The sequence below is a fragment of the Ancylobacter novellus DSM 506 genome, from assembly GCF_000092925.1.
GTDB classification, from domain to species: domain Bacteria; phylum Pseudomonadota; class Alphaproteobacteria; order Rhizobiales; family Xanthobacteraceae; genus Ancylobacter; species Ancylobacter novellus.
Genome location: NC_014217.1, coordinates 1,583,664 through 1,603,364, shown reverse-complemented (window position 1 = coordinate 1,603,364; position 19,701 = coordinate 1,583,664). Strand labels below are relative to the sequence as shown.

At 68.6% G+C, this 19,701-nt stretch carries 18 protein-coding genes and 1 tRNA gene; 5 read left to right on the top strand and 14 right to left on the bottom strand.

The features are described from left to right. Window positions 1-2: 2 nt before the first annotated feature. Genes SNOV_RS07725 through kdpF form a run of 6 tightly spaced genes read right to left on the bottom strand, consistent with a single transcriptional unit; the run spans window position 3 to window position 8,021 of the window. The gene (locus SNOV_RS07725) at window positions 3-686 is read right to left on the bottom strand and encodes a response regulator (RefSeq protein ID WP_013166359.1); all 684 of its coding nucleotides are present in this window, start codon (window positions 684-686) and stop codon (window positions 3-5) included. Then, window positions 683-3,394, bottom strand: a complete 2,712-nt coding sequence (locus SNOV_RS07720) for a sensor histidine kinase (protein ID WP_013166358.1) — start codon at window positions 3,392-3,394, stop codon at window positions 683-685. Before SNOV_RS07720 ends, SNOV_RS07725 begins: the two co-directional genes overlap by 4 nt. 12 nt (window positions 3,395-3,406) lie before the next feature. Beyond that, window positions 3,407-4,030 carry a potassium-transporting ATPase subunit KdpC gene (gene kdpC, locus SNOV_RS07715; protein ID WP_013166357.1) on the bottom strand — a complete coding sequence of 208 codons (624 nt, stop codon included), beginning with the start codon at window positions 4,028-4,030 and terminating at the stop codon, window positions 3,407-3,409. A gap of 10 nt (window positions 4,031-4,040) precedes the next feature. Further along, window positions 4,041-6,125: a potassium-transporting ATPase subunit KdpB gene (gene kdpB, locus SNOV_RS07710; protein WP_013166356.1), complete on the bottom strand. Its 2,085-nt coding sequence runs from the start codon at window positions 6,123-6,125 to the stop codon at window positions 4,041-4,043. Between the two features lie 25 nt (window positions 6,126-6,150). Continuing rightward, on the bottom strand, window positions 6,151-7,860 hold the full coding sequence (gene kdpA, locus SNOV_RS07705) for a potassium-transporting ATPase subunit KdpA (RefSeq protein WP_013166355.1): 1,710 nt from the start codon (window positions 7,858-7,860) through the stop codon (window positions 6,151-6,153). Between the two features lie 44 nt (window positions 7,861-7,904). Further along, window positions 7,905-8,021, bottom strand: a complete 117-nt coding sequence (kdpF, locus tag SNOV_RS22880) for a K(+)-transporting ATPase subunit F (protein WP_081440949.1) — start codon at window positions 8,019-8,021, stop codon at window positions 7,905-7,907. Window positions 8,022-8,306: 285 nt separating this feature from the next. Between kdpF and SNOV_RS07700 the strand changes: the two genes are divergently transcribed. The 3 genes from SNOV_RS07700 (at window position 8,307) to SNOV_RS07690 (ending at window position 11,917) form a co-directional block, all read left to right on the top strand. Next, window positions 8,307-9,245 carry a GGDEF domain-containing protein gene (locus SNOV_RS07700; protein ID WP_049785714.1) on the top strand — a complete coding sequence of 313 codons (939 nt, stop codon included), beginning with the start codon at window positions 8,307-8,309 and terminating at the stop codon, window positions 9,243-9,245. Between the two features lie 177 nt (window positions 9,246-9,422). Next, window positions 9,423-10,688, top strand: a complete 1,266-nt coding sequence (locus SNOV_RS07695) for a protease (RefSeq protein WP_210160645.1) — start codon at window positions 9,423-9,425, stop codon at window positions 10,686-10,688. 29 nt (window positions 10,689-10,717) lie between these two features. Beyond that, a complete protein-coding gene (locus tag SNOV_RS07690; protein ID WP_013166353.1) occupies window positions 10,718-11,917 on the top strand; it encodes an MFS transporter in 1,200 nt (399 codons plus the stop codon). 14 nt (window positions 11,918-11,931) lie between these two features. On the opposite strand, the gene SNOV_RS07685 is transcribed toward SNOV_RS07690, so the two are convergent. The 4 genes from SNOV_RS07685 to ppk2 are packed head-to-tail and all read right to left on the bottom strand — an operon-like array spanning window position 11,932 to window position 15,016. Continuing rightward, window positions 11,932-13,167, bottom strand: coding sequence for an HlyD family secretion protein (locus tag SNOV_RS07685; protein WP_013166352.1), 1,236 nt, complete (start codon window positions 13,165-13,167; stop codon window positions 11,932-11,934). 1 nt (window position 13,168) lies between these two features. Continuing rightward, window positions 13,169-13,585 carry a hypothetical protein gene (locus SNOV_RS07680; RefSeq protein ID WP_013166351.1) on the bottom strand — a complete coding sequence of 139 codons (417 nt, stop codon included), beginning with the start codon at window positions 13,583-13,585 and terminating at the stop codon, window positions 13,169-13,171. A gap of 45 nt (window positions 13,586-13,630) precedes the next feature. Continuing rightward, window positions 13,631-14,131, bottom strand: a complete 501-nt coding sequence (locus SNOV_RS07675; protein WP_013166350.1) for a hypothetical protein — start codon at window positions 14,129-14,131, stop codon at window positions 13,631-13,633. Window positions 14,132-14,185: 54 nt separating this feature from the next. Continuing rightward, entirely contained in the window at window positions 14,186-15,016 is an 831-nt protein-coding gene (gene ppk2 / locus SNOV_RS07670; RefSeq protein WP_013166349.1) for a polyphosphate kinase 2, read from the bottom strand. Between the two features lie 355 nt (window positions 15,017-15,371). Between ppk2 and SNOV_RS07665 the strand changes: the two genes are divergently transcribed. Then, entirely contained in the window at window positions 15,372-15,599 is a 228-nt protein-coding gene (locus SNOV_RS07665) for a hypothetical protein (protein WP_013166348.1), read from the top strand. A gap of 113 nt (window positions 15,600-15,712) precedes the next feature. Here SNOV_RS07665 and SNOV_RS07660 read toward each other — a convergent pair. Both SNOV_RS07660 and SNOV_RS07655 read right to left on the bottom strand, forming a co-directional pair. After that, window positions 15,713-15,804: transfer RNA gene (locus SNOV_RS07660), tRNA-Ser, on the bottom strand. Window positions 15,805-15,922: 118 nt separating this feature from the next. After that, on the bottom strand, window positions 15,923-16,636 hold the full coding sequence (locus tag SNOV_RS07655) for a glutathione S-transferase N-terminal domain-containing protein (RefSeq protein ID WP_013166347.1): 714 nt from the start codon (window positions 16,634-16,636) through the stop codon (window positions 15,923-15,925). 340 nt (window positions 16,637-16,976) lie between these two features. Here SNOV_RS07655 and SNOV_RS07650 point away from each other — a divergent pair, with 340 nt between their 5' ends. Continuing rightward, a complete protein-coding gene (locus SNOV_RS07650) occupies window positions 16,977-17,666 on the top strand; it encodes a hypothetical protein (protein WP_013166346.1) in 690 nt (229 codons plus the stop codon). Window positions 17,667-17,699: 33 nt separating this feature from the next. Here the strand turns inward: SNOV_RS07650 and SNOV_RS07645 are convergent, their stop codons facing one another. Both SNOV_RS07645 and gatB read right to left on the bottom strand, forming a co-directional pair. Next, entirely contained in the window at window positions 17,700-18,191 is a 492-nt protein-coding gene (locus SNOV_RS07645; protein WP_013166345.1) for a GNAT family N-acetyltransferase, read from the bottom strand. After that, window positions 18,191-19,669, bottom strand: coding sequence for an Asp-tRNA(Asn)/Glu-tRNA(Gln) amidotransferase subunit GatB (gene gatB, locus SNOV_RS07640; RefSeq protein ID WP_013166344.1), 1,479 nt, complete (start codon window positions 19,667-19,669; stop codon window positions 18,191-18,193). The genes SNOV_RS07645 and gatB overlap by 1 nt, the downstream gene beginning before the upstream one ends. Between the last annotated feature and the right edge of the window lie 32 nt (window positions 19,670-19,701).

Sequence of the window (19,701 nt, the reverse complement as noted above, 5' to 3'; positions counted from 1 at the left end):
GGCTACTCCCCCGCCCGGTAGCCGATACCGGGCTCGGTGACGATCAGCGCCGGATTGGTCGGGTCCGCCTCCAGCTTGGTGCGCAACTGGCCGACATAGACGCGCAGATATTGCGTGTCGTGTTCATGCGCCGGGCCCCACACGTCGCGCAATATCTGGCGGTGGGTCAGCACCTTGCCGGGATGGCGGGCGAGGAAGGCCACGAGGTCGAACTCCTTCGGCGTCAGCTTCACCTCCGCCCCGTCGCGGGTGACACGGTGGCGAGGGATGTCGACCTCGATGCCGCCGAGCCGCAGCACCGGCGTCTCGCCCTTCTCCTGCATGCGATGGCGCAGCGCCGCGCGCAGCCGCGCCATCAATTCGCCGATGCCGAAGGGCTTGTTGACGAAGTCGTCGGCGCCGAGGTCGAGCGCCTCGATCTTCTCGATCTCGCGGTCGCGGGCCGAGAGCACCACGATCGGCACGTCCGACCATTCGCGCAGGCGCCGGATCACCTCCTTGCCGTCCATGTCCGGCAGGCCGAGGTCGAGCACCACGATGTCGGGGCGCCGGTTCACCACCAGTGCGAGCGCCTGCGTGCCGGTGTCGGCCCGCAGCGCGTCATAGCCGTTGGCCGCCAGCGCCGGCGCCATGAAGCGGTGGATCGCCGGCTCGTCGTCGACCACCAGCACGCTGGTTCCGCTCACGATTTGCCCTCCCCCTCCGGCGCGTGGGCCGGCAGCGGCAGCTTCATGGTGATGCGGGTCCCGTTGCGTTGCCCCGGCGCCGGGCTGCGGCCGGCGACCCTGCCGCCATGCGCCTCGACGATTCCCTTGGTGATGGCAAGGCCGAGGCCCGAGCCGTCGCCGCCATCGGCGGCACCGCGCGAGGCACGCACGAATTTCTCGAACACATGCGGCAGCGTCTGCGTGGGAATGCCCGGCCCGTCATCGGTCACGGCGATCACCAGTTCATTGTCGATGACGGTGGCGGCGAGGCCGATGCGCGCCTCCTTGCCGGCATAGCGTACCGCGTTTGCGACGACGTTGCCGAGCGCCTGGTCCATTAGGCTCTGGTCGGCCTGGATCAGCGGCAGGTCGGGAGCGGAGGTGACGACGAAGCGCTGCGTCGCCCCGCGCCGGCGCACGGCGGAGACGGCGCGGTTCATAAGCTCCACCGCGTCGACCCAGTCCTTGTGGATCTCCAGCGCTCCCGCCTCCAGCCGGGTCATGGAGAGCAGGTTGCGCACCATGTGGTCGAGATTCTCCGCCTCGTCGCGCATCTGTGCCAGCAGGTCGCGGCGCACCTCCGGGGGAATGTCCGGCCCGTAATCGATCAGGCTGGTGGCCGCGCCGAGGATGGAGGCGAGCGGGGTGCGGAAATCATGGCTGATCGAGGCGAGCAGGATGTTGCGCACCCGCTCGGTCTCGGCCGCGGTGCGGGCCCGCGTCACCTCGGCCGAGAGCATGGTGCGCACCAGCGCCGCCGCCGTCTGCTCGCTCAGCGTGCCGAGGATGCTCTCGCTCTCGGCGTCGAGCACCGGCATGGTCGGATCGCGCTCGATGCCGACGACGCCGATGGGCGCGCCGCCCGCCGTCCCGCCCGCCATGCCGCCGAGCGGGCGGAACAGCCAGGGCACGCTCGGCAGCGTGCCGGTCCCGGCGCCGGCCGCCTCGCCATGCTCGAACGCCCAGCTGGCCGCCGTCATCGAGCCGGTATCGAGCCGGTCCTCCGGCGGCCAGGCGGCGGCGATGGACAGGTCGCCATGCTCGGAGAGCAGGATGACGCTCGGGCGGCCGAGCACGGTGTGCAGCTCGACCGCCGCCGCCTCCGCCACCGACGAGCGGTCCGGCAGCGCCGAGAGCTTGCGGGTGAACTCGTAGAGCCGCCGCGTCGCCCGCATGCGCTGGGCGGCGATGCGCGCCTGCTCGCGCGCGCGGCCGGCGATGGTGGAGATCAGCACCGCGACGATGAGGAAGATCAGCAGCGCCAGCAGCTCGTGCGGGCGGGCGACGGTGAAGGTCTCCACCGGATCGATGAAGAAGAAGTTGTAGGCGAGGAAGGACAGCGTCGAAGCGAGGATCGCCGGCCATACGCCATAGAGCAGCGCCGGCAGCAGCACGGCGAGCAGATAGAGCATGGAGACGTTGGGCAGCGCCACGAAGCGAGTGAGGAACAACCCGGTCACCGTCGCCGCGCCGACGCTGAGCACCGCCGCCGAATAGCCGGCGAGCTGCCCGGCCGGCGGCGGCTGGAAGCGCCGGCGTGCCGGCACCTCGCTGGCCTCGGCGGTGACGACGTGGATGGCGACGCCGTCTGCCTGCTTCACCAGCGCATCGGCCAGCGGGCCGCGTAGCAGCCTCGCTAGCCACCAGCGGCGCGCCTTGCCGATGATGATCTGGGTGACGTTCTCGAAGCGGGCAAAGCGCAGGAGTTCGGAGGCGACATCGGCGGCGACCAGCGAGCGCGTCTCCGCCCCCAGCGTCTCGGCAAGCCGCATGCCGGCCTCCAGCCGGCGCCGGTCGCCGCCCGCCATGACATGGCCGGGCCGCTCGACGGTGACGGCGAACCAGCTCGCATCCATCAGGTCGGCAAGGCGCTTGGCCTCGCGCACCACCCTTTCGGCGGCGATGTCCGGCCCGACGCAGACGAGGATCCGCTCGCCCGCCGCCCACGGCCCCTCGATCGCCGCGCCCTGCATGCGCTCCAGGAGGTCGCTGTCGACCCGCGCCGCCACCCGGCGCAGCGCCAGTTCGCGCAGCGCGGTGAGGTTGGACGGCTTGAAGAAGCTCTGCACCGCCCGCGTGGCGGTGTCCTCGACATAGACCTTGCCGTCGGCAAGACGCTTGATCAGCTCGTCCGAGGGCAGGTCGACGAGGATGATCTCATCCGCCTTCTGCAGCGCCGTGTCCGGCACCGTCTCGCGCACCCGCACGCCGGTGATGCGCTGCACGACGTCGTTCAGGCTCTCGACATGCTGAATGTTGAGCGTGGTCCAGACGTCGATGCCGGCGGCGAGCAGGTCCTGCACGTCCTGCCAGCGCTTGGGGTGGCGGCTGCCGTCGACATTGGAATGGGCGTACTCGTCGACGAGCAGCAGGCCGGGCTGGCGGGCGAGCGCGGCGTCGAGGTCGAATTCCGGCACCAGCCGGCCTCTGTACGGAACGCCCTTGCGCGGCAGGCTCTCGATGCCCTCGATCAGCGCCTCGGTCTCGGCCCGGCCATGGGTCTCGACGATGCCGATAACGACGTCGCCGCCCGCGGCCTTAGCGGCGCGGGCGGCGGAGAGCATCGCGTAGGTCTTGCCGACTCCGGGGGCGGCGCCGAGATAGATGCGCAGCTTGCCGCGCGCCTCCCGCTCCGCCGCGGCGAGCAGGGCTTCCGGGTCGGCGCGCGGCGGATCCTGTACGCTCATGAAGCCTTTCCGTCAGGAACCCGATACGGTTGCCGGCGCGGCATTCGACGGCGCCGGAGACGCCGGAGCCACCGGCGCCGCGGTGTCCAGCGCCAGGTTGAGCGCCAACACGTTGACCCGCGGATCGCCGAACATACCGAGCTGCGGCTGCTCTATGTGCGCCGTCACCAGATCGCGCACAAGAGCCTCGTCGACGTTGCGCGCCTTGGCGACGCGCGCCACCTGAGTCATGGCGTTCGCCGGCGAGATGTCCGGGTCGAGGCCGCTGCCCGAGGTGGTGATGGCATCGGCCGGGATCGGCCCCTCGACGCCCGCCGCGCGCAGCGCCGCCGCGTCGGTCTTCAGCCGCTCGGCCAGCTTGGCGCTGGTGGGTCCGAGATTGGTGCCGGAAGACGCCGCCGCGTCATAGCCGTTGCCGGCCGCCGAGGGACGCGGGTGGAAGTAGCGGTCCTCGGCGAAGGTCTGGCCGATCAGCGACGAGCCGACGACCGCGCCGTTCTTCACGACGAGGCTTCCGCGCGCCTGCGAAGGGAACAGAGCCTCCGACACCTCGACCATCGCCAGCGGATAGGCGAGGCCGGTGAGGAGGGTGAAGGCGATGAGCAGCGTCACCGCCGGACGGAGTTGAGCGAGCATGTCTTTCTCCTCAGGCGAGGCCCATCGCCGTGATGACGAGGTCGATCAGCTTGATGCCGATGAAGGGCAGCACGATGCCGCCGACACCGTAGACGAACAGGTTGCGGGCAAGCACCGCGCCGGCCTCCTGCGCGCGGTACTTCACGCCGCGCAGCGCCAGCGGGATCAGCGCGATGATGATCAGCGCGTTGAAGATGACCGCCGACAGGATGGCGCTCTGCGGCGTCGACAGCCCCATGATGTTGAGCAGGCCGAGCTCGGGGATGGCGGCGATGAACAGCGCCGGGATGATGGCGAAGTACTTCGCCACGTCGTTGGCGATCGAGAAGGTCGTCAGCGCGCCGCGCGTCATCAGCAGCTGCTTGCCGATGCCGACGATCTCGATGAGCTTGGTCGGGTCGCTGTCGAGGTCGACCATGTTGCCGGCCTCGCGGGCCGCCTGGGTGCCGCTCTGCATGGCGACGCCGACATCGGCCTGGGCGAGCGCGGGCGCGTCGTTGGTGCCATCGCCGCACATGGCCACCAGCCGGCCGTGGCGCTGCTCGGTGCGGATATAGGCGAGCTTGTCCTGCGGCGTGGCCTCGGCGATGAAGTCGTCGACGCCCGCCTCGGAAGCGATGGCCGCGGCGGTGATCGGGTTGTCGCCCGTCACCATCACCGTGCGGATGCCCATGCGGCGCAGCTCGGCGAAACGGTCCTTGATGTCCGGCTTCACCACGTCCTTCAGATGGATGACGCCGAGCAGGCGGCCGTTCTCGGCGAGGCCGAGCGGCGTGCCGCCGGAACGGGCGATGCGCTCCACCGCCGCCTCGAAGGCGAGGATGGTGGTGGAGGCGTTCGGGTCGACCGAATGGACGAAGCGCTTGATCGCGTCGACCGCGCCCTTGCGGATGCGGCGGCCGGCGGCGTCGACGCCCGACAGGCGGGTCGAGGCCGAGAACGGCACGGGGGTCGCCCCTTCCAGCGCCGCCTTCTCCGGCGTGATGCCGAACTTGTCGCGCGCCAGCTCGAGGATGGAGCGGCCTTCCGCCGTCTCGTCGGCGAGGCTCGCCTGCACCGCGATCAGCGCCGCCTCGTGCTCGGCGACGCCGGGCACGGGGATGATCTCGGACGCCATCCGGTTGCCGAAGGTGATGGTGCCGGTCTTGTCGAGCAGCAGCGTGTCTACGTCGCCTGCCGCCTCCACCGCGCGGCCGGACATGGCGAGCACGTTGTGGCGGATGAGGCGGTCCATGCCGGCGATGCCGATGGCCGAGAGCAGGCCGCCGATGGTGGTCGGGATCAGCGTGACCAGCAGCGCCACCAGGATCGGCACCGGCACATCGGCGGCCGAGTAGCGGCCGAGGCCGGCGAGAGAGACCACGGCGATGAGGAAGATCAGCGTCATGCCGACCAGCAGCACCGAGAGCGCGAGCTCGTTCGGGGTCTTCTGCCGCTCGGCGCCTTCCACCAGCGCGATCATGCGGTCGAGGAAGGAGGAGCCGGGGGCGGCCGTGACGCGCACCACGATCCAGTCGGAGATGACGGTGGTGCCGCCGGTCACCGCCGAGCGGTCGCCGCCGCTCTCGCGGATGACAGGCGCGCTCTCGCCGGTGATTGCCGCCTCGTTGACCGAGGCGATGCCCTCGACGATGTCGCCGTCGCCGGGGACCAGGTCGCCGGCCTCGACCAGCACATGGTCGCCGACCTTGAGGTCGAGCGCCGAGACGCGGTCATAGGCATTGCGGCCGGAAGGATCGCGCAGGCCATTGTCCTTGAGTCGCTTGGCCACCGTGTCGGTGCGCGCCTTGCGGAGCGAGTCCGCCTGCGCCCGCCCCCTGCCCTCGGCTACCGCCTCGGCGAAGTTGGCGAACAGCACGGTGAACCACAGCCAGGCCATGATCTGGCCGGTGAAGGCGAACGGATCGCCGGCGATGAGGTCACGCACGAACAGAACGGTGACCAGCGCCGCGACGACCTCGGTGACGAAGATCACCGGGTTGCGCATCAGCGCCACCGGGTTGAGCTTCACGAAGCTGTCCCGGATCGCCCGCCCGATCAGCTCGGGCGAGGCGAAGGCGGAGCCGGATTTACCCGCCACAGACTTGGTGGACATTTCTCTTTCTCCGTAACGGCGGGGTTCAGAAGGTCTTGCCGGCCAGCATCTGCACCTGCTCGGCGATCGGGCCGAGGGCGAGAGCGGGGAAGAACTGCAGACCGCCGAGGATGAGGATCACGCCGACCAGCAGGCCGACGAAGAGCAGGCCGTGGGTCGGGAAGGTGCCGGACGAGGCGGAAAGCCGCGTCTTGGCCGCGAGGGAGCCGGCGATCGCCATCATCGGCACGATGTAGGCGAAGCGGCCGAGCAGCATGGCGAGGCCGAGCGTGGTGTTCCACCACGGCGTGTTCGCCGAGAGGCCGGCAAAGGCCGAGCCGTTGTTCCCCGCCGCCGAGGAGTAGGCGTAGATGATCTCGGACAGGCCGTGCGGGCCGGCATTGGCGAGGCCAGCGAGGCCCGCCGGCAGCACCGCCGAGATCGCCGAGAAGCCGAGGATCGTGCACGGCAGGATCAGCACGGCGAGGATCGCCATCTTCACCTCGGCGACCTCGATCTTCTTGCCGAGATATTCCGGCGTGCGCCCGACCATGAGCCCCGCCACGAAGACGGCGATGATCGCCATCACCATGAGGCCGTAGAGACCGGAGCCGACGCCGCCCGGCAGGATCTCGCCGAGCTGGATGAGGAACATCGGCACCAGCCCGCCGATCGGCGTGAAGGAATCGTGCATCGCGTTCACCGCGCCGTCCGACAGGCCGGTGGTGACGGCGGCGAACATGGACGAGGCGGCGAGGCCGAAGCGGACCTCCTTGCCCTCCATGTTGCCGCCCGTCGGGTCGAGCCCGGCGGCGAGAAGCGAGGGCGTGCCGGCCGATTCCGCCCAGTAGACGATGCCGATGCCGGCAACGAGGATGATGGCGATGGCGCCGATCAGCGCCCAGGCCTGGCGGCGGTCGCCGATCAGCCGGCCGAAGGCGAAGACCAGCGCCGCGGAGACCACCAGCATCTGCCAGATCTCCAGCGCGTTGGAGATCGGCGACGGGTTCTCGAAGGGATGGGCGGCGTTGACGTTGAAGAAGCCGCCGCCATTGGTGCCGAGCTGCTTGATCGCGATCTGGCTGGCGACCGGGCCCATGGCGAGGGTCTGCTTCGCGCCCTCGATCGTGGTCGCCGCAGTCGTGGCGTCCAGGGTCTGCGGCACGCCCATCCACACCTGCACGAGCGCGGTGACGATCGCCAGCGGCAGCAGCACGTAGAGCGTCGACCGCGTCATGTCGACGAAGAAGTTGCCGACCGTCGAGGCGTTCGAACGGGCGAAGGCGCGCACCAGCGCCACCGCCAGCGCGAGGCCGGTGGCGGCGGAAAGGAAATTCTGCACCGTGAGCCCGGCCATCTGGCTGAACAGGCTCATGGTGGTCTCGCCGCCATAGGACTGCCAGTTGGTGTTGGAGACGAAGCTCGTCGCGGTGTTGAAGGCGAGGTCGGGGCTGACGCCGGCGAACCCGAGCGGGTTGAAGGGCAGGAAGCCCTGCAGCCGCAGGATCGCATAGAGCAGCACCACGCCCGCCGCGTTGAAGGCGAGCATGCCGAGCGTATAGGCGAGAGCGCCCTGCTCACGCGTCTCGTCGACGCCGGCAAGACGGTAGAAGCCCCGCTCCACGGGGCCGAGCACGGTCGAGAGCAGCGTGCGCTCGCCGGCATAGACGCGCGCCATGTAGTTGCCGAGCGGCACGGCCGCGGCGACGACGAGCGCGAGGATGGTGGCTATCTGCAGCCAGCCGAGTACGGTCATGATGATGCCTTTCGGCGGATGTCGGTCGAAAAGGGATGAGCGCGTCAGAACTTCTCGGGCCGCAGCAGCGCGGTCACGAGGTAGACGGCAAGCGCCAGCGCGACGGCCGCGCCGAGGACAAGGTCGAACATGGCCTCACCCCTTCGACACGACGCGCGCATAGGCCGCCATCATAAGAAAGAAGCCGATAGCGACGGCGAGATAGACAAAATCGAGCATGATCCAGCTCCTGGTTTCGAGCTGGCGTCGATCTAAGCGCGCTCCGATAAGGGGTCGATCCGGAATGCCGCGCGGGCGCATAAAGAAGCCATAAAGGCACGGCATCGGCGCCCGGTGCGCCAGCGCGGGCCACCTCCTGTCGGACAACGCCGAGGCGATGTACTCTGGTAACACAACCCGCACAGCGGCGTGGAGCGGGCCGCGGACCGCACGAGGGGAGGCATGGAATGGAGACACTCGCGCCCATCGCAGGCATGTCCCTGTCGGCCTCGTCCGAGACGCTGCACGGCATACTCGACGCCCTACCGGTCGCCGCCAGCTGGGCGCTGATGCCGGGCGCCGTCATCCAGTTCACCAACAAGGCTTTCGACCGGCTGTTCGGCTATCCGCCCGACACGTTCAAGACCGCCGACCAGTTCGTCGACATGGTCTATATCCACGCCCGCCAGCGCGCGCAGGCCCGACGGCGCTGGAAGCATTTCGCGTTGCAGAAGTCGACCGGCATCACCGAAGTGCCCGACATGGATCTGGAGGTGCGGCGCTGCGACGGCAGCCTGCGCACGGTGCGCCACCGCGGCGTCATTCTCTACGACCTCCGGGTAGGCCTCGCCTTGTTCGAGGACGTCACCGAGCAGAAACAGCTGCAGACCATGCTCTCCACCATGGCTTGGCACGACCCGCTCACCGGCCTCGCCAACCGCCGCCGCCTTGACGAGCACTGGCGCCGGGCGACCGGACGGCCGGGTCGGCGGGGCAGCACCGGCTTCCTGATGATCGACCTCGACGGCTTCAAATCAATCAACGACACCTACGGCCACGGCGCCGGCGACGAGGTGCTGCGCACGGTGGCAAGTCGACTGCGGAACCTCGCACGGGAGGGCGACACGGTCTGCCGCCTCGGCGGCGACGAATTCGGCATGTTGATTCCCGGCCTGAAGAGACCCCAGCAGATCGAGGCCCTGTGCCAGCGGGTGCTCGCCACGTTGACCGAGCCGATGACGGTCAACGACGTGGAGGTACGCGTCGGCGCCAGCATCGGCGCCTGCCTCTACCCCGAACAGGCCGCAGACCTGCGGCAGATGCTGATGCGCGCCGACCAGGCGCTCTACTATGCCAAGCTCGCCGGCAAGGGCTGCTGGCGCTGGTTCGCAGCCGAGGCGGCGTAACTACCTCGAAATACGCAGATATTCCGACGGCGAAGGTTTACAGCCAGCGAGTACGCCCGCTAGATAGGCGTCGCTTGCCTTGGGTAAATCTTCTGCTGCGTTGTGGGGCGCAGCAGACAATATCTTCGCATCGAGTTCGATTTTTCTGCCAAAGCCTCATCCGCGATGATCGAATTATTGCTGCTGCTCGTCGGAGGGCGCGTCGTCCGCAAGAGATGGCGCACCCTCGCTGGCCTCGGCGTGGTGTGGATGGCCCTCGGCATCTTCTTCCTCGTCGACGCCATGATCGACGATTTCCGCATTCCGCCGGTCTATTTCACCGTGCCGCTGCTGATCGACGCCGTGGTGTCGGCGGTCGCCGGGCTGGGCGGTAGCGGCACCTACCGGGCCCTGCGTTTCGCCAAGGCGGGCGTGCTGGTGGCGGTCTCCGCGCTGGTGGTCATCCATCCCTGGGGCTCGGACATCGTCATCGGGCTCCTCGTCGGCACCCTGCTCGTCGTCGATGCCTGCTGGCGGGCGGCGAGCGCCTATGTCGTGCGCTTCGCCAAATGGCGCCGCTCGCTCGCCGCGGCCGGGGTCGAGTTCCTGATCGGCGTGTGGTCGCTGCTGCCCTGGCCGACCTACTGGCAGGGCGAGGTGGGAATCGATGTCGGCACGCTGATGATCGTCACCGGGGTAAGCCTCATGGGCCTGGCGCTGCGGCTGCGCCGGCTGCCGCCGGACATGCCGATCGCCCGCATCCTCAGCGACGGCTGGCCGAGCGAGGCGCATGACCACGACCTGCCGCACGCCGCGGAGGGGCCGGCGATCGGCGACATCACCATCCATGTCTGGACCCCGACCGGCGAGCTGGCGCCGCTGCGGCGCGGCGTGGCGCGCTATGTCGCCGCCCTCGACGAGAACGGCGTCATCTCCACCGGCCATGCCGCCATGGAAGCGCCCGGCGTCTATATCAGCCACTACCCGGCAGTGGAGATCGACCGCGACCAGTCGCAATTCGCCCAGACGCTGCGCGCCACCGCCGACAACAACGTGCCCGGCAAGTTCCAGCCGAGTTACGAATTCGAGAGCGGGGAATGGTGTCCCTCGACGCGCCAGATCGTTCTCGCCGGGCTCGACCTCGCGGCGCTGCGCGAATTCTGGTGCGCCTATAGCCTGGATGCCACCTACAACCTCACCAGCCGCAACTGCTCGAGCTCGGTGGCGAAGGGCCTCGACGCCGCCATCGAAGGCGTGTTCGCCGGCTATGCAACCTCGCCCTGGTTCGTGTTCCGGCTGCTCCTGCTGCCCGAACTATGGACCGCGGGGCTGATGCGCCGCCGCGCCGCGGCAATGGCCTGGACGCCCGGCTTCGTGCTCGACTATGCCCGCTCGCTCTCCACCATCCTCGCCTTCCCCGCCAAGGCCGGCTTCACGCCGCGCGTGGCCCGGCAGGAAGCCTGACCGCCCTTCCCCACCTTCAGGACGATCCCATGTCGCAGCAAGCCCGCGCCCAGGACAGCGACGATCAGGAGGGCAATCCGCTGGTCGCGCGGGCGGCCATCATCGCGGTGGCGATGGTGTTCGGGCTGACCTACAGCCTCGCTGCGGCGCTGATCGCGCTCGATCTCGCCGAGAAGGGCCTGAGCGAAGCGGTGATCGGCGCCAACGCCGCCATGCACGCCGTCGGCGTGCTCGCCATGGCTTTCCTGCTGCCGCGCATCGCCGCCTTCTTCGGCCTGCGGCGCAGCGTCATCGGCGCGCTGCTGATCTCTGGAGCGCTGCTCTGCCTGTTCCCGCTGCTGCCCTTCCTCTGGCTCTGGTTCGTGCTGCGCGTGCTGCTCGGCGCGGCCTCGGAGGCGCTGTTCGTACTCTCCGAGACCTGGCTAAATGCGGTCAGCTCGGAGGCGACGCGGGCGCGCACCATGGCCGCTTACACCGCGGCGCTCTCGGTCGGCTTCGCGCTCGGCCCGCTCATCCTGTCCTTCGTCGGCTCGGACGGCTTCGCGCCCTACGGTGTCGGCGCGGCGCTGGCGGCCGGCGCCGCCGTGTTCATCATCTCGCCCTCGATCCGCGCCGTCGCCTTCGAGAAGCCGGCCCATGCCAACCCGGTGCGCTATATGCGCCTCGCGCCCATCGCCATGGTGGCGACGGCGCTCAACGCCGCGGTGGAGACCGCCGGCCTCACCTTTCTCACCCTCTACGCCATGTCGCTCGGCTGGCCGGAGACGGAGGCGACGCAGCTCATGGCCTGCATGATGTTCGGCGCCATCGTGCTGCAACTGCCGATCGGCTGGCTGGGTGATCGTCTGCCGCGCGAGAAGTTCATCGTCGCGCTGGCGGCGCTCTCGGCGCTGGGCGCCCTCGCCTGGCCATGGGCGCTGGCCTCGCAATGGGCGACCTATGCCCTGCTCTTTGTCTGGGGCGGGCTGTTCGTCGGCATCTACACCATGATGCTCGCGATCGTCGGCAGCCGCTTCTCCGGCAGCGACATCGTCGGCATCTATGCCGGCATGGGCCTGTTCTGGGGCGCGGGGGCGCTGCTCGGCCCGTCGCTGGCCGGCGCCGCCATGCAGGTCTCGACGCACGGGCTGGTGTTCTTCGTGGCCTTGGCCTGCGCCGCCTTCGCCCTGTGCGCCGCGCTGGTCGGCGGACGCCCGACGCCTGCCGCGCAGATCCGCCCGGCGCCGTGACGCGCCGGCGGGCGTCAGTGCCCGCCGGAGAACACCAGCGTCTGGATCGGCAGGATTAGCGCCTGCAGCCGCAGCAGCAGAGCGTGCACCAACGCCACCGTGTCGACGATGTGCAGATATGTCGCCGTGCCTACGCCGAGCCCGCCCGCCGCCAGCCGGTCGTGATTGCTGGAATAGGCATTGGCGATGCAGCTCGAACCCGGCGGCACGTCGTCGAGCCCGCCCTCGTAGAGCGGTTCGAGGAACACGGTGAGGGTGCCGGGACGCTGCATCTGCTGGGCGTCCAGCAGCTGCTCGCCGGCGCGGACCTGGCCGGCGGCAATGAACTCCTGCACGTTGGTCACCACCAGCGGTATGATGGCGAAGGGCTTGGAGATGCAGGTCGCCTCGGCCACCATGCCGGGCTTCATGATCTGCGCCTCGATCTGGCCGAAGCCGGCGACTAGGGTTTCGCGGCCGGCCCCGTCGGGGATCAGCACCCCGGCCGGTCGCATCAGCGGGTTGACGAGATCGCCGACCCGCAGCGTGAATTGCTCGACCCGTCCGCTCACGCCGGCATGCACCACCGTCTTGTCGAACTCGGTCTGCGCCTGCACCAGCGCTGCCTCGGCGCTCGCCTTCTGCGCCGGAAGCAGCGTCGACAGGCGCGACTGCGCACCCTCGCGCGCCGCCTCGGCCGCCGCCAGACCGCCCACCCGGCCGTCAACGACGTTCTGCAGCCGCTCGATCTCGCGCCGCGTCACCACGTCGGCGTTGCGGGCGACGAGTTCCTGCCGCATCGCCAACTCGTCGCGCGCCTGTTGCAGCGCCTCGTTGGCCTGGACGATCTGCGCCTCGGCGGCGGCGACGTCCGAGCGGGCGACCACCATCGCCGCGTCGGTCTCGGTGATACGTGTGCGCGCCGCCTCCACCGCCGCGCGCTGGCTGGCATCGTCCAGCCGGAAGATCGGCTGGCCCTCGTCGACATGGTCGCTGATGCCGACATAGATCTGCGCCACCCGGCCGATGGTTTCCGGCACGATGGGGACGGTGCGGAAATAGGCGGTGACGCTTCTGGTCGAGGGGTGGTTGTAGAAGATGATGGTGATGAGCGCGACGGTCAGCATCAGGCAGGCGGTGATGCCCCACCGAAGCTCGTACCAGACCGAATAGAGCGTGATCTCGTGGCCGATCCGCTTTCCCTGCCCGTAACGTCGGTAGAGATAGTCCGGCAGCACGGTGAGCAGCGAGCAGAGCATCAGCTCGAGCATGTCAGGCCTCCGTCTTGCTGGCAGGAGCGGAGGCCGGCGCGGGCGCGACGGGTGCCGTTTCGGCCGGCGCCGGCGGCGGCGGCAGCCCGGCAACCGTCTCGGAAGCACGGGCGATCCGGTTCAGCGGCGACAGGAAGTCCGGTAGGTCGACGAAGGCCAGCAGCAGCGCGGCCACCCAGAAAATGTGGGTGTGGGTGAACAGCGCCAGCAGGCAAAGCACGGCGACGATCTCGAACTGCAGCTTCTGCCCCTTGTGCGCCATGCGCTCGGGCAGCGAATGCAGCGTGAGGAACAGCACGCCCGTCAGCAGCACCGCGCCGACGAGCGTCACCGCGGCGATGCTCATGAGCACGTCGGTGCCGTCCGGAGGCGTTATGAAGAAGGGCAGATGGCCGGAAGCGGCCGCATGCGGTGTCATGGACGTGACTTCTCAGCTTCTCATTGATCCCGCTCGGGGCCGTCCCTACTTCCTGCCCCAGGTCAGGAACAGGCCGACATCGCCCGGCATGCCCTTGGGCCAGTCGACGATCATCGCGGTCAGGCCGAAGCCCGCCGGCTTCAGCCGGTCGCGCCACAGCTCGTAAGCCTGCCGCGGCCGGCCGGTCAGCGTGTCCGGCCAGCCCTCGACCGTGTTGTTGATGGCCCGCCCATGGTCGGTGCACAGGCTGTTGGGGAAGCGCATCACCATCAGCTCGGTCTCCCCCCGCTCGGCCGCCGAACGCAGCTTCACCAGAAGGTTCTGGGTGATCTCCTCCAGCCGCTGCGGCGTCAGCTCGATCGGCGCCGCCAGCGTCTTGGCCAATTCGTCGCGCGCCCGGTCGGCCTTCTCCACCGCCTCCACCATCTCCTTGGCGTGCGCCGTGGCGACCTTGTCCATGTAGCTGCGCAGGTCCTCCGCCGACATGAAGCTCTCGTCGCCCAGCGGGCGCTGATGCGGCGCGGATATCTGGTCGGTGTCGCTCATCGTCGGGCTCCATGCCAAGGAGAGGTAGACCCAGGTTGCGGGGGCGTCCGTGCCTCAGAACACGTCCGGCACATGGTGGCGGATATCCTCCGGCTCCTCGTAACCGTGCGGCTTCTGGCGCTGGGGAAGCTTCACCTTCTCCCGTTTGATCGCCCCATACGGAATTTTCGAGAGCAGGTGCGAGATGATGTTGAGCCGCGCCCGCCGCTTGTCGTTGGAATCGGCAACGTACCAGGGCGCCCACGGCGTGTCGGAAGCGGCGAACATCGCGTCGCGCGCCCGTGAATAGTCGTACCAGCGGCTGTAGGACTTCAGGTCCATCGGCGACAGCTTCCAGATCTTGCGCGGATCGCGGATGCGCTGCTCGATGCGGCGCGTCTGCTCCTCCTCGCTCACCTCCAGCCAATACTTGAGCAATATGACGCCCGATTCGACGATGGCCTTCTCCACCGCCGCAATGGTGTCGAGGAACTTCACCGCCTGCTCCTCGGTGCAGAATCCCATCACCCGCTCGACCCCGGCGCGATTGTACCAGCTGCGGTCGAAGATCACGATCTCGCCCCCCGCCGGCAGATGCGGCAGGTAGCGCTGGGCGTACATTTGCGTCTTCTCGCGCTCGGTTGGCGCAGGCAGCGCGACGACGCGGAACACGCGCGGGCTCACCCGCTCCATGATCGCCTTGATGGTGCCGCCCTTGCCGGCGGTGTCGCGACCTTCGAAGATGATGCAGATCTTGGCGCCGGTGGTCTTGGCCCATTCCTGCAACGCCACCAGTTCCCCGTGCAGCCGCTTCAGCTCGGCCTCGTAATCCTTGCGGGTGAGCTTGGTACCTTCGGCAGGCGCATCAGCGGCAAGCTCCCGCTTCCTTCCGTCTTTCCCGCCCATATCGCTTCACTTCCACCACGCGGCGCACCGGCCGCAAACGCCACGCCTGTCTCGACCGATCTTCTGGGCGGCCCGAGACTTCGACAGCGTATCATAGGGTTGAACGATTCAAAGAGGCGGCAGCGCGACCCGTGCATATGACGCCGGAACACAACTCGGCGACCTCGGCCGCTATGTCCACTATTGGACATGAACCGACCGCACTTCGTGCTAGGCTGACACGTCGCAATGGCAGCGGCACGTGCCGGGGGCAATCGGCCCCACCGGTCGAGATGCCGACGCGCCGAGGAGCGCTTCCTCATCCCCTCCGCCCGAACTCTAGGACACCGGCCATGGTCGGTGGCGGATGGCATTTATGAACAACGCAGTGGAGGAACGCGCACGCGCGCAGTGTGCGCTCGATGCACAGATTTATGGTGTACCCGAAGCTCAGATTCCCGCGCTCGTCGAGCGCCTGTGGCCCGTCGTGGCACGCGAGATGATGGGCGTTCTCGACCCTGAGACCCTGCCGGAACCCACAGACGTGGCGCAGCGCGAAGCCGAATACCGGCAGCTGAAGCGCCATATGAGTGTAGGCGGCTGACGCGGCACAGCCGCTCCCCAAGGCAGGAATACGTCTCGCAGCGTCCCCGGAACAGCTTTGGGGACCGCTTGCGCATTCCCTGGCAAGTATTTGATTTCGATGGGAAAGGCTGGTGGCGGAGACGGAGGGATTCGAACCCTCGAGACCCTTTTGGGGGTCTGCTCATTTAGCAAACGAGTGCCTTCAGCCTCTCGGCCACGTCTCCTGACGGCCCCACGCCGCCTTGCGGCGAACGCGGCTCCGAGCCGGCGCCCTGTCTAGGTTTCCGCCGCCCCCGGGTCAAGGCCGAATAAACGGGGGCTCCACCGCCGGCGCGGTGCGTGTCACGGACGGGCGCGCTGGCCGAACAGGATGCCCTGCGCTTCCTTGTCGGTGGCGATGTCGATCTTGTGCCGGTCCTCGGCGTTTACCGAGAGGCCGCGCTTCACCGCCGGGCGCGCCAGCACCCGCTCCAGCCAGGCGCCGAAATGCGGGAACTCGGCGATATCCTGGCCTTGGCGCTGCCACAGCTTGGCCCAGCCGACGCAGGCGATGTCGGCGATGGAATAGTCGCCGGCGATGAAGGGCCGGTCGGCGAGGCGCTTGTTGAGGACACCGTAGAGCCGGTGCATCTCGTTGGTGTAGCGCTCGATCGCGTAGGGGAGCTTCTCCGGCGCATAGATGCGGAAATGATGCGCCTGTCCGGCCATCGGGCCGAGCCCGCCGACCTGCCAGAACAGCCACTGGTCGACCTCGACCCGGCCGCGCTCGTCGGCGGGGTAGAACAGGCCGGTCTTGCGGCCAAGATATTGCAGGATCGCCCCCGATTCGAAGATCGAGATCGGCTGCCCGTCCGGCCCTTCCGGGTCGACGATGGCCGGCATCTTGTTGTTGGGCGCGATGGCGAGGAACTCGGGCTTGAACTGGTCGCCGCGGCCGATGTTCACCGGGATGACCTCGTAGGGCAGCCCGCATTCCTCGAGCATGATGGTGATCTTCCAGCCGTTCGGGGTCGGCCAGTAATGGAGCTCGATCGGGCGGGTCTGGAGCTGCGCCATGGGACGGTTCCTCGCGTCTTCCGCCTCGCGCGGATCGTCACCAGAACTAGAGCCGGTGCCCGGCGCTGGCAAGCGCCCGCCGGACCGGCGGCAATCCGGTGCCGGCCGGCATCGTTCGAAGCAGCAAGCACCGCCGCTTCGCGAAAGACGCCTGCCCACCGAATCGATGAGTTGCCGGCATCGGCGGATCGCCCTGCTGCGGCGGCGCGTCTTCACCCCGGCCTCTCAATTGCGCCTGCGCCCGGCCGCTCACGATGCTGCGCATTAGCCGTGGCAAAGCGCCCGCGCCGCTCGCCTCGCCGGGCGGGACGCGGTAGATTCGTCGCCGGGGGGAGTGCTGATGAAGAGAGCGACCGTGAATCGGCCCGAGGCCTTGCTCCCTGCCCTCCTCGCCGCTGCCCTGATAGTGGCGGCCGCGCCCGTTTTCGCCCAGTCCGGCACCGACGCGCCTTCCCCCGCGAAGGCCTGCGCCGACCGCTGGAACGAGATGAAGGCGAAGAATCAGACCGGCGACCTCACCTATCGCGACTTCGCGCAGAAATGCCTCGCCGACAGCGCGAAGGCCGCCGCCAAGGATGCCGATCCCGCGAAGACACAGGCGGCCAAGCCCGCCGAGACGCCGCCGCCAAAGCGCGGCACCGCTCCGACCGGTCCCTCCGCCGCCGCCGCGCAGCCCTCCATGAAGCAATGTGCCGATCTGTGGAACGAGCTGAAGGCGAAGAACGAGACCGGCAACCAGACCTATCGCGACTTCGCCAAGCAGTGCCTCGCCGGCACGACCGCGGTGCCCAAGGACGACGACGACCAGCCGGACGAAAAGGCGGCCGCCCCGGCCAAGCCGCGCACCTCGGTGCCCTCGGTCGCCGCCCGGCCGACGCCCGATCCCGCGCCGGCTCTGAGCAAGGCGCCGGACGAAAACGACCGCGAGGCGGTCAACCGCTGCAACGCCGAATGGGGGGACTACAAGGCGCGCCACAACCTCACCGGCGCCAAGGCCTGGCACGTCTTCATGGCCCGCTGCCTGCCGTGAGAGGCTATGGGGCCGTCATCGCGGCCCTACCCCTCACGCCTGCTCGTCGAGCTCCATCTTGAAGCCCTCGTGGCTGCGCGTGAAGCCAATCTGCTCATAGAAGCGGTGGGCCTGCGTGCGGCGCTTGTTCGAAGTGAGCTGCACCACGCCGGCGCCGGCCTTGCGCGCCTCCTCGACCGCAAAGGCGATCATCGCCGCGCCGATGCCGCGGCTGCGCCGGTCGCCGGCGACATGTACCGATTCCACCGTCGCCCGCAGCCGCCCGCGATGGACGAGGGTCTGGATGAAGGTCAGCTGGAAGGTGCCGACCACCCGGCCCTCCTCCTCGGCGACATAGAGACGGTCATTGGGGCTCGCCAGGATGCGGGCGAGCGCGGCCTCGTAACGCGGCATCACCGCGTCATCCAGCGTGTCGCCATGGCCGCCGGCCTCGTCGCCGACGAACAGGCCGACGATCGCGACCAGATCCTCCGGCCGCGCCGGCCGGAAGACCAGCGCGCCGGAAGCCGCCTCCGCCGGCGCCATCACTCGATCCCCAGCTTGCCCTTGAGCAGCTCGTTCACCGCCTGCGGGTTGGCCTTGCCGCCGGTCTGCTTCATCACCTGACCGACGAACCAGCCGAGCATGGTGGGCTTGGCCTTCACCTGCTCCACCTTGTCGGGATTGGCGGCGATGATCGCGTCGACCGCCGCCTCGATGGCGCCGGTGTCGGTGACCTGCTTCATGCCGCGGGCTTCCACGATCTCGCGCGGCTCGCCGCCTTCGGTGAAGCAGATGTCGAACAGGTCCTTGGCGATCTTGCCGGAGATGGTGCCGTCGGCGATCAGGTCGACGATGGCGCCGATCTGCGCGGCCGAGACGGGCGAGGAGGCGATGTCCTTGCCTTCCTTGTTCAGCCGGCCGAACAGCTCGTTGATGACGAAGTTCGCCGCCGCCTTGGCGTCGCGGCCCTTCGCCACCGCCTCGTAATAGTCCGCCGTGTCCTTCTCGGCGACCAGCACGTCGGCGTCATAGGCCGAGAGCCCGTAGGCCGAGACGAAGCGCGCCTTCTTCTCGTCCGGCAGCTCGGGCAGATGCGCGGCGAGCTCGGTGACGAAGGCGTCGTCGAATTCGAGCGGCAGCAGGTCCGGATCGGGGAAGTAGCGGTAGTCGTGCGCCTCTTCCTTCGAGCGCATGGAACGCGTCTCGCCCTTGTTGGGGTCGAACAGACGCGTCTCCTGGTCGATCGTGCCGCCATCCTCGATGATGCCGATCTGACGACGCGCCTCGGTCTCGATGGCCTGGCCGATGAAGCGGATGGAATTGACGTTCTTGATCTCGCAACGCGTGCCGAAATCGTCGCCCGGCTTGCGCACGGAGACGTTCACGTCGGCGCGCAGGTTGCCCTTCTCCATGTCGCCGTCGCAGGTGCCGAGATAGCGCAGGATGGTGCGCAGCTTGGTCACGAAGGCCTTGGCTTCCTCGGAGGAGCGCAGGTCCGGCTTGGAGACGATCTCCATCAGCGCCACGCCGGAACGGTTGAGGTCGACCAGCGACTGCGTCGGGTGCAAATCGTGGATCGACTTGCCGGCGTCCTGCTCCAGGTGCAGGCGCTCGATGCCGACCTCGATGCGGCCTTCCGACATGTCGACCAGCACCACGCCCTCGCCGACGATGGGGCTCTTGTACTGGCTGATCTGGTAGCCCTGCGGCAGGTCCGGGTAGAAGTAGTTCTTGCGGTCGAACACCGAGCGGTTGTTGATCTGCGCCTTCAGGCCCAGCCCGGTGCGCACCGCCTGCTTCACGCATTCCTCGTTGATCACCGGCAGCATGCCCGGCATGGCCGCGTCGACGAGCGAGACATGGCTGTTCGGCTCGCCGCCGAACGCGGTCGAGGCGCCGGAGAACAGCTTGGAGTTGGAGGTGACCTGGGCATGGATTTCCATGCCGATCACGACTTCCCAGTCGCCGGTCGCGCCCTTGATCAGCTTCTTCGGGTCGGCGGGGCGGGCGTGCATGTTCATGGGCGGCGCATCTCGTCACAACGGATTTCGTC